Here is a 12039-nt window from a genome sequence, read left to right as displayed (position 1 = left end):
TTTATCTAAATGGCTCTTTGCTTTCATATTTAAACCGTGCAATGAGTAGGCAGAAGTAGCATAGTACTCCAAACAAACAAGAAATAAAGAATGAATGAGCAAGCGCATAACCAAGTGCAAGGTGAGAATAAACAGACATCACACCTGAAATCGCTTGAAGTGTAATCAGAATGGCTGAAATGATCCATCCATAATACAACTGCTTCTGATCTTTATAATGTTTAATGGCATGGAACATAGCGACAAATATCCATACGAATAAAAGAAGTGCTGCTGCTCGGTGAGACATTTGGACCCACTGATTAAAGTACGCTGGAAGTGCGCCGTCTTTTGAACAAAATGGGAAGACAGAACAAGCAAGGCTTGATTTTGTATGTCTCACATAAGCACCCGTATACACCACGATATACGTATATGTGATCAGGCCATAAATATGGAACTGCATTCTTTTTCCGATATGAAGCGGCTTCACAAGCTTTGTTTCAGATCTGGTTGCCTCAAACACAAGAAGGGCAAGCAGTAAGATTGAAGCAAAAGAAATCAGTGAAATACCGAAGTGCAGTGCCATGACAAGTGCGTTCGAACCAAACACAACAGCGAGTGCCCCTAACAGCGCTTGAAGCAGTAAAAATATAATGGACATGATGACCAAGAATTTGGTTTCACGGAATACTGGACTAATTTTTTTCCAGCATAAGATCGCCAGTGCCAGTACAAGAATCGTGGAAACCCCTGTTGACATGCGGTGACTCCATTCGATGATGGAAGCAGGGGTCATTTCAGGAAAGAAACGACCGTGGCAAAGGGGCCACTGCCGGCCGCAGCCAAGACCCGAGCCGGTTTTTGTAACGAGCGCACCGCCAATCAGAACGATCAGCATCACAAACGTTGTGACAACGCTCAATAGCCTTAAAGCAAATTTCATCAAATTATTTCACCTTCTCTAAAAAACTTCTGATACAAATGAAAACCTCACATGCTCTCAAGTTTAAGCCAAATGCGTGTTCTGTTGCAATTCATAATCATCAAAGTTCACAAAAAAATGATATGTTAGTTCACAAAGTTTACAGATTTAGAGTGCTTGATCTTTCTTTGACAGTCTGATAGAAATAGAGGAGAGAATATTTCATTTTGCACCGCCTTCTGAAACACACATCTATCCTAATAAATTCACGAAAAGTTCACAAATAACTTCAAGTTTGTCGTTTATTATTTAATAGGATGTTTTTTTACAGCTGTTTATCTTGTATGATAGAGTTGTAACGATTTTACGTTTCATTTGTTCGTTTGAAGGTTTGGGCAAGGGAGGTTATACACATTGGCAAATTCCAAAACAGCCGCGGAAGCAGCTATTCATGGACAAATAGAAGAAACAACAGCTTGGAAAGATTTTCTTGCGCTTATTAAAATGGGCATCGTCAATTCCAACTTCATTACAACATTTACTGGAATGTGGCTTGCTTTTTATTTTACAGGTATGAGTTTCCTTGGGAATCTTGATATTGTGCTGTTAACAATGATTGGTTCTTCACTTATTATTGCCGGTTCATGCGCCATTAATAATGCGTTTGACCGTGATATTGATATATTAATGGAAAGAACAAAAACAAGACCGACGGTTACAGGAAAAATTCAGCCGGGGCAAGCGTATGCATTTGGCATATTGCTTGTTGTACTTGGACTCATTATGCTTCTGATGACAACTGTTACATCAGCAGTGATTGGATTTATCGGTGTCTTTACTTATGCCGTCCTTTACACGATGTGGTCTAAACGCCATTACACCATCAATACTGTTATTGGAAGTTTATCTGGTGCGGTTCCGCCATTAATCGGCTGGACATCTGTCACAGGCACAATCGACACTACGGCTTGGGTTTTGTTTATGATTATGTTTATCTGGCAAATCCCGCACTTCCTGTCACTTGCGATTAAGAAAACAGAAGATTACCGCAAGGCAGGCATTCCAATGCTTCCAGTTGTCTATGGCTTTGAAGTTACAAAACGCCAAATTATCATTTGGACAGCATGTCTTCTTCCACTTCCATTTTTCTTAGGTGGATTAGGTTGGCCGATTGTGGCACTTGGCACATTGCTAAACATTGGATGGCTCGTCATTGGCCTCATGGGCTTTAAAATGAAAGACGTCATGAAGTGGTCTACACTGATGTTCGTTTATTCATTAAACTACTTAACCATCTTTTTCGTTGCGATGATTATTATTACACTATTCTAGAGTGAAATACACTTTGATCACATCAAAACAATGGCTATATCTTATAACACAACATTTTCTTACAACTATGAAAGCCGCCTGATATTCAGTTCTATTTAGGCGGCTTTCTGTTTATACATAGATGGTATTTTGAGTAAAAACATCACTTTTTTATGAAAAGAGGAAATGTAAGTGCTTTTATAAGGGGCGGGGGTTATTGATGGGTGAAAAGTGATTTTATAAATAAGAGGTAAAAAGCGAAAGGCAAAGGAGATCAAGCAAAAGGGGTTGGGACAAATTATGATAAGAAAATGGCGTGTTTATTCACTGTTTCTCTTACTGACGCTCGTTTTAGCGGGCTGCGGTGAACCATACTTATCAACACTCAAGCCAGTTGGGGAAGTAGCAGATAAACAGTTTTTCCTAACGGTACTGAGTACACTCATTATGGTTCTTGTCGTCATTGTTGTATCGATCATTTTCTTTTACGTCATCATTAAATTCAAACGTTCTAAAGTGGGAGAAGATACGATTCCAAAACAGGTGGAAGGGAACCGTAACCTAGAAATTACGTGGACAGCGATTCCAATTCTTCTACTCATTATTCTCGTTGTACCTGTTGTGGCATACACGCTTGAGCTAGGGGATACAAGCGCTATGGATAAGAAAAAACGAGATCCTGAAAAGACACTTGTTGTGAATGTTAGAGCCAGCTTATATTGGTGGGAATTTGAATACCCTGATTATGGGATTGTCACAAGTCAGGAATTGATTGTACCGACAGATCAAAAGGTGTACTTTAAGCTGAAAGCATCCGATGTTAAGCACTCTTTCTGGATTCCAGCGGCTGGCGGTAAAATCGATACTAATACTGACAATGAGAACAAATTTTATTTGAAATTTGATTCGAAACGAACGAAAGATGCAGGAGAATATTTCTACGGGAAATGTGCGGAGCTTTGTGGTCCATCACATGCTTTAATGGACTTTAAAGTTAAAACGCTTTCTCAAGATGAGTTTTTAGGGTGGACCAAAAAAATGGCAGATTACAAGAAGCCTACATCCACGTCAGACCTAGCCCTAGAGGGTGAAAAACTATTTAAAGAGAAAAACTGCTTGAGCTGTCACGCAGTAGAGCCTGGGGACGAACGGCCTGAAGCGGCAAGGACTGCTCCAAACCTTGCGACCTTCGGAGAGCGAACGAAAGTTGCTGGAATTAAAGACATGAACAAAGAAAATGTGAAAGCATGGCTGAAAGATCCAGAAAGCTTTAAACCAGGTAATAAGATGACAGGGACGTATCCTAAATTAAATGACTCAGAAGCAGATGCACTCTACGAGTATTTAAAAGGTCTTAAAATAGAGTAATATCTAGAGCGTATGTTCAAATGGATATGTGATCTATGTGAAGTTTTTGTTAAGAGCTCCCGAATATGTCTCTACAACCGAGAAGTAGTCACCTGTCAGACGCAGTCTGTTTGAAAGATCGTTAAGATAGACATCTATATGAAAAGGGGCAAATGGGAGATAAGAGGGGGATTTCATGGTGAGTACAATAGCTAAAAAGCGGGGGTTTGGCGCTGTCTTATGGGATTACTTGACGACGGTTGACCACAAAAAAATTGCCGTACTATATTTAGTGGCAGGGGGATTTTTCTTTTTGGTTGGCGGCCTAGAAGCGATGTTTATCCGTATTCAGCTAGCCATCCCTGAAAATGATTTTGTTAGTGCAGGGGTTTACAATGAAATCATGACGATGCATGGAACGACAATGATTTTCCTTGCAGCAATGCCGCTTTTATTTGCATTAATGAATGCGGTTGTACCAATTCAAATTGGTGCACGTGACGTAGCATTTCCGTTTGTAAATTCACTTGGTTTTTGGCTATTCTTTTTCGGAGGAATTTTCTTAAACCTTGGCTGGTTCTTAGGCGGATCACCTGATGCAGGCTGGACTGCATACGCTTCGCTCACGCTGAATTCAGAAGGGCATGGCATGGATTTCTATATTTTAGGTTTGCAGATAGCGGGGATTGGTACGCTGATTGCAGGTATCAACTTTCTTGTGACGATCATTAATATGAGAGCGCCTGGTATGACGTATATGAGAATGCCGCTCTTCACTTGGACGACATTTGTCGCATCTGCACTCATTTTATTCGCATTCCCGCCGCTCACAGCAGGGCTTGCGATGCTGATGCTTGATAGAATGTTTGATACGAGCTTTTTCAATCCAGAGCTTGGAGGGAATACGATCATCTGGGAGCATTTGTTCTGGATTTTCGGACACCCGGAAGTATATATCTTGATCCTGCCAGCATTCGGAATTTTCTCTGAGATCATTCCAGTGTTTGCAAGAAAAAGATTGTTCGGCTACTCGTCAATGGTGTTCGCCACTGTATTGATTGGTTTCCTAGGGTTCATGGTGTGGGCGCATCACATGTTCACTACGGGGCTTGGACCTATTGCAAATGCGATCTTTGCCGTAGCCACTATGGCGATTGCGGTGCCAACAGGAATTAAAGTATTTAACTGGCTGCTCACCATATGGGGCGGTAACGTGAAGTTTACGACAGCGATGCTGTATTCCGTTGCATTCATTCCGTCATTCTTACTTGGCGGGGTAACCGGTGTCATGCTTGCAGCAGCTGCAGCTGATTATCAGTTCCATGATACGTACTTTGTTGTGGCGCATTTCCACTACGTGATTATCGGTGGTGTGGTATTCGGTATATTAGCAGGTGTGCATTACTGGTGGCCTAAAATGTTTGGAAAAATACTCAATGAGAAGCTTGGGAAAATTGGCTTTGTGCTCTTTTTCATCGGTTTCCATTTAACCTTCTTTATCCAGCATTTCTTGGGGTTATGGGGCATGCCGCGCCGTGTCTTTACGTTCCTGCCAGGGCAGGGCCTTGAGCTTGGGAACTTGATCAGTACAATAGGTGCTTTGTTTATGTTTGTAGCAGTTGTCATCATGCTGATTAACGTCATCTGGACAACAGCAAAAGGGGAGCGTGTATCGAGCGATCCTTGGGGAGATGGAAGAACGCTTGAATGGGCAGTGTCTTCACCTCCGCCAGAATATAACTTTAAACAGCTTCCACTAGTTAGAGGACTTGATCCATTATGGATTGAGAAAATGGATGGTAAAAAAGGAATGACAGCATCTGAACCGCTCGATGATATTCACATGCCGAATAATTCCATCTTACCTGTCATTATCTCATTCGGTCTATTTGTGTCAGCGTTTGGCTTCATGTATCGTCAAGAGCACAGCTGGGGGCTTCCGGTGATCTTCATTGGCCTTGGCATTACGTTTGCGACCATGCTGGTCAGGTCTCTTAAAGATGATCATGGATATCATATTCACAAAGAAGATTTGACCGATGATGATGATAAAGGGGTGAAAGCATAATGGAACCACAAAAAATGACAGCGGAAACCTTTCCGGCTTCGCCTGAGAAAGCCACGTTAGAAGGAAAGAATAAGTTCGTCGGGTTCTGGTTGTTTCTTGGGGGAGAAACTGTTCTGTTTGCATCTTTGTTTGCCACTTACTTGGCGCTGAAAAACTCAAATGCAGGCGGAGCAAAAACCACTGATATGTTTGACATCACAATTGTCTTTATTGCCACAATGCTCCTGTTAACGAGCAGTTTAACGAGTGTGTATGCAATGTATCATATGAAAAACTTTAACTTTAAAAAAATGCAGCTTTGGCTCGGCGTGACCGTTCTATTAGGTGCTGGATTTTTAGGGGTCGAGATTTATGAGTTTTATCACTATGTGCATGCGTACGAATTTACGATTACCAGCTCTGCACTTGGCTCTGCCTTCTATACACTTGTAGGAACTCACGGAGCTCACGTCGCCTTCGGACTTTGCTGGATTACCGCTCTTATGATTCGAAATATGAGACGCGGACTGGATTTATACAATGCGCCAAAATATTATGTGGCAAGTCTTTATTGGCACTTCATTGATGTTGTGTGGGTCTTCATCTTTACCGTTGTATATTTAATGGGAATGGTGGGATAAGAATGGGAAATAAAAACACAAATCAGTCCAAAGTCGATCTTGTATACCGTAAAAAGAAAAATGCCGAAGAAATGAAGCATCAGCTCATTTCTTTCGGCTTGATGATTGGATTAACATTTGTTGCATTTTTAACGATCGCCTCTGAAGACGTCGGGAATTGGTTCGCAGTACCATTTATTTTACTGCTTGCAGGTATTCAGGTGGCCTTTCAGCTTTATTATTTTATGCACATGAACCAAAAAGGGCATGAAACACCCGCGTTGTTTCTTTACTCAGGTGTGTTTGTCGCGTTTATTACCGTTTTAGCCTTTTTGACCATTATTTGGTGGTAAGCCCGCTTTGCCCTTGAAGGAGGCGCAGCAATGGAGAACTTAGAGATATTCGGATTTCGAGCATTATGGAGTCCCTACTATTTGATTTGTATTGTATTAGCAGCTGCTTTTTATCTACTTCTCGTTACAAAGGGAAAGCACCGTGCGACGGTGAAAGAGAAAACGCTATTTCTGACTGGGCTTGTTCTGTTATATGCCGTGAAAGGCAGCCCAATTGATTTAATGGGGCATATTATGTTCAGCGCACATATGGCGCAAATGGCGGTACTATATTTAGTCATCCCGCCACTCCTGATCACAGGTTTACCTGCGGCCATTTGGGAGCGGATCATTCAAACACGAGGCATTCAGGCTATTTTCCGTTTGTTTTCCAAGCCTTTGATTGCTCTGCTTGGGTTTAACGGGTTGTTTTCGCTTTATCACATCCCGCTTGTGTTTGATTTTGTGAAAACAGATCCGTTTTATCATGCGTTGATGACGGTTGTTATTTTTATCGCTGCCTTTTTCATGTGGTGGCCGCTTGTCCATAAAGTCCAAAGTCAGCCGCAGATCACAGGCATTTTAAAGCTTGGTTATATCATGGCAGACGGTATATTGATGACACCTGCCTGCGCACTCATCATGTTTAGTGATGCACCGATCTATGCGACCTATTCAGATGCCGGCGCGTGGATACAAGCTCTGCATCTATGTGTGCCAAGCGATATGCTTGCAGGTCTTGCACTAACTGGCCCTGATATGTTTCATACCTTGCCGCTGCTGGAGGATCAGCAGCTAGGCGCTATTTTGATGAAAATTATTCAGGAGATCGTTTATGGATCTATTCTTGCTGTTGTGTTCTTTGATTGGGCAAGAAAAGAAAGAGCGAAAGATGCCGTGCCAGATGCGCTCATTCCGAAATATGAATAAATCTAAAGCACAGCCATATGGCTGTGCTTTAGATTTGTCTTCTGTTCAGCGCAATAGAAAACCATTGAAGTCTAGGAAGGACGAGTACCGGAGCGAATGAATTTGACATTCGTGAGCACCGTAATGCAGATCTGACAAAGAATGTGAGGGTTTGTCTACACGCAGAAGCACAGCCGCTTGGGCTGTGCTTTGTTTTATGCTTCAGCAGTCATTGATTCTAGTTTTTCTTTCAGTCGGTCAAGCGTTTGTTTGCTTGATTGGATAAGAGATTTAGGGAAATCTTCGCCTTCACCGTATTCTACACCATGCGGATAATAATGTTTTCCAAGTAAAGGTGTCAGAAGCTGAATGTGTGCCTTTTTGGAACCGACATCACCTTCAGTGGCGTAGCCAGAGATCCGTAAATAAAATGTCCCTTCAACCATGCTATACTTTCTGTCATACGTCACACGCTCATAATCCCATTGATCGGCTCGTACAAATCCTTCACTTTCCATGATGAAATCTAATTTATTTAAGTCAGCTGCTACCTTTTCAATCCCCGTACCTTCAAACTTCACCCAAAACCCCTCCTTATAAAAATTCCCTTTACTGACAATCATAGTATGAAAGCGTTAAACTTTCAACTGCGAAAGGTATGTTCTTTTATAAGCTGGTTACAGTAATAAAGAAAATAATAGATGGAGGAATCAACGTGAAAACGAAAAAAATCAAAGATATTATGACAAAAAAAGTAGTGACGTGCCAAAAGGACGACAATTCTTATGAAGCGGCAGTAAAAATGAGAGATGCTGACATCGGTGCCATTCCAGTGGTTGACGGAGATCAGCTTGTTGGAATTGTGACAGACCGTGACCTTGTACTCAGAGGCATTGCTGAGAAAAAGCCAAACTCACAGGAAGTTGGCGCACTCATGACGAAGGAAGTACTGACAGCCGAAGAAGATGCGACGCTTGAAGAAATTGTCCGGTTGATGTCAGAGCACCAGCTCCGCCGCATTCCCGTCGTTAAAAGCGGAGCATTAACGGGGATTGTAGCTCTTGGAGATTTATCAGTTGAAGATTTGTCAAATGATCGTGCGGGAGATGCACTTACTGAAATCTCTCAACAAGATCAAGATCACAGGCAAGGATTTTTTCATTAACAGGGGCATATTTTAAATTCGTGTTAAATAGGCTGTATTGTCGTTGATAAATGGAGCAAGTTTTGTTTAAATGACAGTAGAAGGTACTTTTTGTACCTTGCCAATTTAACGGAGGTGTTTATTTGAAAACTGTGCTCAAAACACTCTTCATCCTCCTGGTTATATCCGGAACGTACGTTCTGTTTATTCAATATGGATCTTCACCAGAAAAAGAAAGCAGCAATGAATCGAAGGTGTCTAATGAAGAAACATCTAGCGATAAGCCGATCAACATCCCAAAAAAGGGCCTCATGTCCTTTATGGGAAAATCATCAAACGAAGTGCTTAAACAGCTGGGAGAACCAGATCGCATTGATCCTTCCGCATATGATTATGACTGGTGGATATACAACCAATCGAAGAAGCACTATATTCAAGTCGGGGTAAAGGATAGTAAAGTGGTGACTTTGTTTGCAACAGGAGACGGGCTGAATGTTGAACCATTTAAAATCGGTCAAGCCACAAGTGAAGTGTTTAAAAAAACACAAATCGCGCCTTACATTCATGTAGAGGATGAACAAAATTCATACCGCTTTGAATTCTCAGAAGATGATATGAATACAAGGCCAACCGTGAAAGTGGGAGATGATGTCTATGTCCAGCTATACATGGATAAGTTTGAAAGCACCCTTTCGAGTATCAGGGCCTTTAACGCAGATACATTTGTGAAACAAAAGCCGTATGAGGTTGTTTATCGAGGTCAATTGATAGAACCTGAGTCGATATCAGGCGAAAAGTGGAAGGATATCGAAGCTTCCAGTCAAAAACAAATTTTTGATATGACCAATATTATCCGCCATAAGTACAACCTGCCGACCTTAAAGTGGGACGATGAAACTTCCGAAGTGGCATTCATGCATAGTGAGGACATGAAAGAGAATCATTATTTCTCCCATGAGTCTAAAAAATACGGTACACTGAAAGACCGATTAGAAAGAGGCGAGGTCGCATTTCAGCTCGCAGGTGAAAACATTGCATATAACTATGTAGATGGACCAGCAGCTGTAGAAGGCTGGCTCAATAGCGAAGGTCACCGGAAGGCGTTATTAAATGGAGATTACACACACCTTGGCGTAGGTGTGAAAGAAAAATACTATACTCAAAACTTCATCAAGAAAACATCTTAAAACAAAGCAGCTGCACAACCGCAGCTGTTTTTTTATGAAAAAAGAGGCTCACCAAAACAGATGCTGGTGTATATAGTATAGTAGGCATTTGTATGGGGGTGAGGATATGACAAATAAGCAAAAACAAACATCCATTGATGAATTTAAACAATTCGTCAGACGCCATCCGAAGTTAATTCAAGAAGTGCAAGCGCAAGAAAAAAGCTGGCAAAGTTTATATGAAAATTGGGTCATGTTTGGTGAGGAAGATGAGATGTGGTCTCCTTATCGGCAAGCGCAATCTAAAGAAGCAAAAGACGAAAAAGACTCTAAGACAAGTGAACCGGGAAAAGCAGATTTCATGTCTAAAATGGTTTCTGCTGTGAAAAAAATGGACGCTGATCAAATGAATGAACAGATTAACAAAATGAGCCAGTCTATTTCCTCTTTACAAAGCTTACTCGGTCAATTTTCATCAAATGGCTCAAAAAAAGGTTCATCTGGAGGCAGTCAGCACCCATTCTCCTTCAGGAAAGATTAATTGAAAGGGGATGTTTTTGGTGCGGAAAGAAGTACAGGAGTTTGTCATGGCCGAGGAGGATCGAATCAAATTCATTAGACAGCGTCCTCTTTGGTACAGACAGCTGACTCGACATCCTGAAAATCTATCTTCCTTTGAATTAGATAAAATGAACTTTTACGAAAAAACCATTCCTCATCGTGTGAGTCAGTTGAGCAATAGTGTCCAAATGGCTGAAATGATGATTCAAATGTTCCAAGCAATGCGCAATCAAAATGGAGCCGGGTGAGGCTTTTTTGAGTTGATTAAGATGTCTATTTCATGAGCATCCTATGAAAGTAGACGAAAGGAGAATCAGATGATGAAATGGATGCTGTCAATATGCGCATTGCTTTTTCTTGTCACTGGGTGTCAAAGTCAACATGAAGAAGAGCAAGTGATCAAGCAAGATCCAGCTGTACCAGTGATGCAGCAAGCTCAAAGTGAAATGAAGCAGCAAGGCTTTTTAAAATACAAAGTGCAGGGATCGGCTGTCTATATAGAAAGTACACTTCAAGATTTCCATCTTGAGCCTTCACTTGGGAAGAAGGATGAGAAGGCGGGATATTTTACAGTGTATGTAGATGGGAAACGTGCGGGCAATGAGTATACTGCTGCGTTTGTGGTCAAGCACCTTTCAAAAGGAAAGCATAAAATGACCGTTGTGCTGAATTCCCGTCATCCAGATTATAAACAAAAAAGGGAAACGTGGGATGTATTTGTCACGTAAAAGCATTTTCTGATCCATAGGTTTCGTGGTAAACTATGAATTGGAGGTGCAACATTTATGTATGCGACAATCGAATCTGTGGAGCTCCAAGAGGAAGCGAATCAATTGGCTGCCATGATTCTTCAGTCGGAGGAGGCTGAACATTACCGCAACTGCTTTAAGCGTCTCCAGCAAGACGAAGAAGCCCAACAAATTATTGCCCACTTTACAAAAGTAAAAGAGCAATATGAGGATGTGCAGCGGTTCGGCAAATACCATCCGGACTATAGAACGATCTCAAAGGAAATGCGTGAGGTCAAAAGAAAGCTAGATCTTCACGATACAGTGGTTGATTTCAAAAAAGCAGAAACAGCGGTTCAATCCATCTTAGATGAGATTAGTATTGAAATCGGTCAAGCTGTATCAGCATATATTAAAGTTCCAACAGGGAACCCATATTTTGATGGTCTATCATCATGCGGCGGTGGCTGTGGATCAGGAGGCAGCTGTGGCTGTAAAGTATCTTGACGAGACTTGAACGTCTCGTCTTTTACATAATGAATGGAAAGAATTGAAAAGCGGCAGGTGAAAAGATGGAAACCAAACGTCAAGGGATGGTCGTTTGGCTGCATTCGTTAAAGCAGTCAAAAGCGCTAAGGAAATTTGGGAATGTTCACTATATTTCAAGGAAAATGAAATATGCAGTGATTTATTGTGATATGGATGATCTCGAGCGCCATATGGCAAAGCTGAGCTCATTGCCATTTGTAAAACGTGTTGAGCCTTCATATAAACCTTTTATTAAATTAGAGTACGAATCCAAATTGGACAAAGCAAAAGAATATGATTATAAGGTGGGCTTTTAAAGACACAAAAAAACCCCCGCGGCATCACCCGCGGGGTCCTTCTATTCTTAATGATTCATTAAGGAGAAGGCAAAGGGAGAGGAGAAACCGGAGGAAGAACTTATGGGGAAACGTAAGTCTTCTCC

At 41.5% G+C, this 12039-nt stretch carries 15 protein-coding genes; 13 read left to right on the top strand and 2 right to left on the bottom strand.

What is annotated here, in order from left to right:
• Position 1 precedes the first annotated feature (1 nt).
• Positions 2-925: a COX15/CtaA family protein gene (locus R0K30_RS04815; RefSeq protein WP_410609412.1), complete on the bottom strand. Its 924-nt coding sequence runs from the start codon at positions 923-925 to the stop codon at positions 2-4.
• A 393-nt stretch (positions 926-1318) separates the two neighbouring features.
• Here R0K30_RS04815 and cyoE point away from each other — a divergent pair, with 393 nt between their 5' ends.
• The 6 genes from cyoE to ctaG all read left to right on the top strand — a co-directional run bounded on the left by cyoE (position 1319) and on the right by ctaG (position 7491).
• On the top strand, positions 1319-2236 hold the full coding sequence (gene cyoE, locus R0K30_RS04810) for a heme o synthase (protein WP_410609410.1): 918 nt from the start codon (positions 1319-1321) through the stop codon (positions 2234-2236).
• Positions 2237-2515: 279 nt separating this feature from the next.
• Complete coding sequence (gene coxB, locus R0K30_RS04805) at positions 2516-3583, top strand: cytochrome c oxidase subunit II (RefSeq protein WP_230031441.1); 1068 nt, start codon at positions 2516-2518, stop codon at positions 3581-3583.
• 175 nt (positions 3584-3758) lie between these two features.
• Positions 3759-5630, top strand: a complete 1872-nt coding sequence (gene ctaD, locus R0K30_RS04800) for a cytochrome c oxidase subunit I (RefSeq protein WP_230031442.1) — start codon at positions 3759-3761, stop codon at positions 5628-5630.
• The gene (gene ctaE, locus R0K30_RS04795) at positions 5630-6250 is read left to right on the top strand and encodes a cytochrome c oxidase subunit III (RefSeq protein WP_268254863.1); all 621 of its coding nucleotides are present in this window, start codon (positions 5630-5632) and stop codon (positions 6248-6250) included. Before ctaD ends, ctaE begins: the two co-directional genes overlap by 1 nt.
• A 2-nt stretch (positions 6251-6252) precedes the next feature.
• Complete coding sequence (gene ctaF / locus R0K30_RS04790; protein ID WP_024426910.1) at positions 6253-6582, top strand: cytochrome c oxidase subunit IVB; 330 nt, start codon at positions 6253-6255, stop codon at positions 6580-6582.
• A 30-nt stretch (positions 6583-6612) separates the two neighbouring features.
• Positions 6613-7491 carry a cytochrome c oxidase assembly factor CtaG gene (gene ctaG / locus R0K30_RS04785; RefSeq protein ID WP_099725966.1) on the top strand — a complete coding sequence of 293 codons (879 nt, stop codon included), beginning with the start codon at positions 6613-6615 and terminating at the stop codon, positions 7489-7491.
• 194 nt (positions 7492-7685) lie between these two features.
• Here the strand turns inward: ctaG and R0K30_RS04780 are convergent, their stop codons facing one another.
• Positions 7686-8051 carry a YugN family protein gene (locus tag R0K30_RS04780; protein ID WP_099725965.1) on the bottom strand — a complete coding sequence of 122 codons (366 nt, stop codon included), beginning with the start codon at positions 8049-8051 and terminating at the stop codon, positions 7686-7688.
• A 161-nt stretch (positions 8052-8212) separates the two neighbouring features.
• Between R0K30_RS04780 and R0K30_RS04775 the strand changes: the two genes are divergently transcribed.
• The 7 genes from R0K30_RS04775 (at position 8213) to R0K30_RS04745 (ending at position 11914) form a co-directional block, all read left to right on the top strand.
• On the top strand, positions 8213-8635 hold the full coding sequence (locus tag R0K30_RS04775) for a CBS domain-containing protein (RefSeq protein WP_230031484.1): 423 nt from the start codon (positions 8213-8215) through the stop codon (positions 8633-8635).
• Positions 8636-8757: 122 nt separating this feature from the next.
• Positions 8758-9801, top strand: a complete 1044-nt coding sequence (locus tag R0K30_RS04770) for a CAP domain-containing protein (protein ID WP_410609406.1) — start codon at positions 8758-8760, stop codon at positions 9799-9801.
• A 106-nt stretch (positions 9802-9907) separates the two neighbouring features.
• A complete protein-coding gene (locus R0K30_RS04765) occupies positions 9908-10321 on the top strand; it encodes a YlbD family protein (protein ID WP_099725962.1) in 414 nt (137 codons plus the stop codon).
• Positions 10322-10340: 19 nt separating this feature from the next.
• Positions 10341-10589, top strand: a complete 249-nt coding sequence (locus R0K30_RS04760; protein WP_039178297.1) for a YlbE-like family protein — start codon at positions 10341-10343, stop codon at positions 10587-10589.
• A 72-nt stretch (positions 10590-10661) separates the two neighbouring features.
• Complete coding sequence (locus R0K30_RS04755) at positions 10662-11069, top strand: hypothetical protein (protein WP_410609403.1); 408 nt, start codon at positions 10662-10664, stop codon at positions 11067-11069.
• A 57-nt stretch (positions 11070-11126) separates the two neighbouring features.
• Positions 11127-11576 (top strand): regulatory iron-sulfur-containing complex subunit RicF, encoded by a 450-nt coding sequence (gene ricF / locus R0K30_RS04750; protein ID WP_034318038.1) that lies wholly within the window; start codon positions 11127-11129, stop codon positions 11574-11576.
• Positions 11577-11641: 65 nt separating this feature from the next.
• Positions 11642-11914, top strand: coding sequence for a YlbG family protein (locus R0K30_RS04745; RefSeq protein ID WP_024424276.1), 273 nt, complete (start codon positions 11642-11644; stop codon positions 11912-11914).
• The last annotated feature ends 125 nt before the right edge of the window (positions 11915-12039 follow it).

Source organism: Bacillus sp. SIMBA_154 (genome assembly GCF_046536015.1).
Taxonomy (GTDB): Bacteria; Bacillota; Bacilli; order Bacillales; family Bacillaceae; genus Bacillus; species Bacillus pumilus_P.
Note: the sequence above shows the minus strand (reverse complement) of the source record. Positions and strands in the feature narration are given on the sequence as shown.

Bases quoted from the DNA above. Each gene is read 5' to 3' on its own strand.
- R0K30_RS04815 (WP_410609412.1), bottom strand. From the start codon at position 925: ATGAAATTTGCTTTAAGGCTATTGAGCGTTGTCACAACGTTTGTGATG.
- coxB (WP_230031441.1), top strand. From the start codon at position 2,516: ATGATAAGAAAATGGCGTGTTTATTCACTGTTTCTCTTACTGACGCTC.
- ctaD (WP_230031442.1), top strand. From the start codon at position 3,759: ATGGTGAGTACAATAGCTAAAAAGCGGGGGTTTGGCGCTGTCTTATGG.
- ctaE (WP_268254863.1), top strand. From the start codon at position 5,630: ATGGAACCACAAAAAATGACAGCGGAAACCTTTCCGGCTTCGCCTGAG.
- ctaF (WP_024426910.1), top strand. From the start codon at position 6,253: ATGGGAAATAAAAACACAAATCAGTCCAAAGTCGATCTTGTATACCGT.
- ctaG (WP_099725966.1), top strand. From the start codon at position 6,613: ATGGAGAACTTAGAGATATTCGGATTTCGAGCATTATGGAGTCCCTAC.
- R0K30_RS04775 (WP_230031484.1), top strand. From the start codon at position 8,213: ATGACAAAAAAAGTAGTGACGTGCCAAAAGGACGACAATTCTTATGAA.
- R0K30_RS04765 (WP_099725962.1), top strand. From the start codon at position 9,908: ATGACAAATAAGCAAAAACAAACATCCATTGATGAATTTAAACAATTC.
- R0K30_RS04755 (WP_410609403.1), top strand. From the start codon at position 10,662: ATGAAATGGATGCTGTCAATATGCGCATTGCTTTTTCTTGTCACTGGG.
- ricF (WP_034318038.1), top strand. From the start codon at position 11,127: ATGTATGCGACAATCGAATCTGTGGAGCTCCAAGAGGAAGCGAATCAA.
- R0K30_RS04745 (WP_024424276.1), top strand. From the start codon at position 11,642: ATGGAAACCAAACGTCAAGGGATGGTCGTTTGGCTGCATTCGTTAAAG.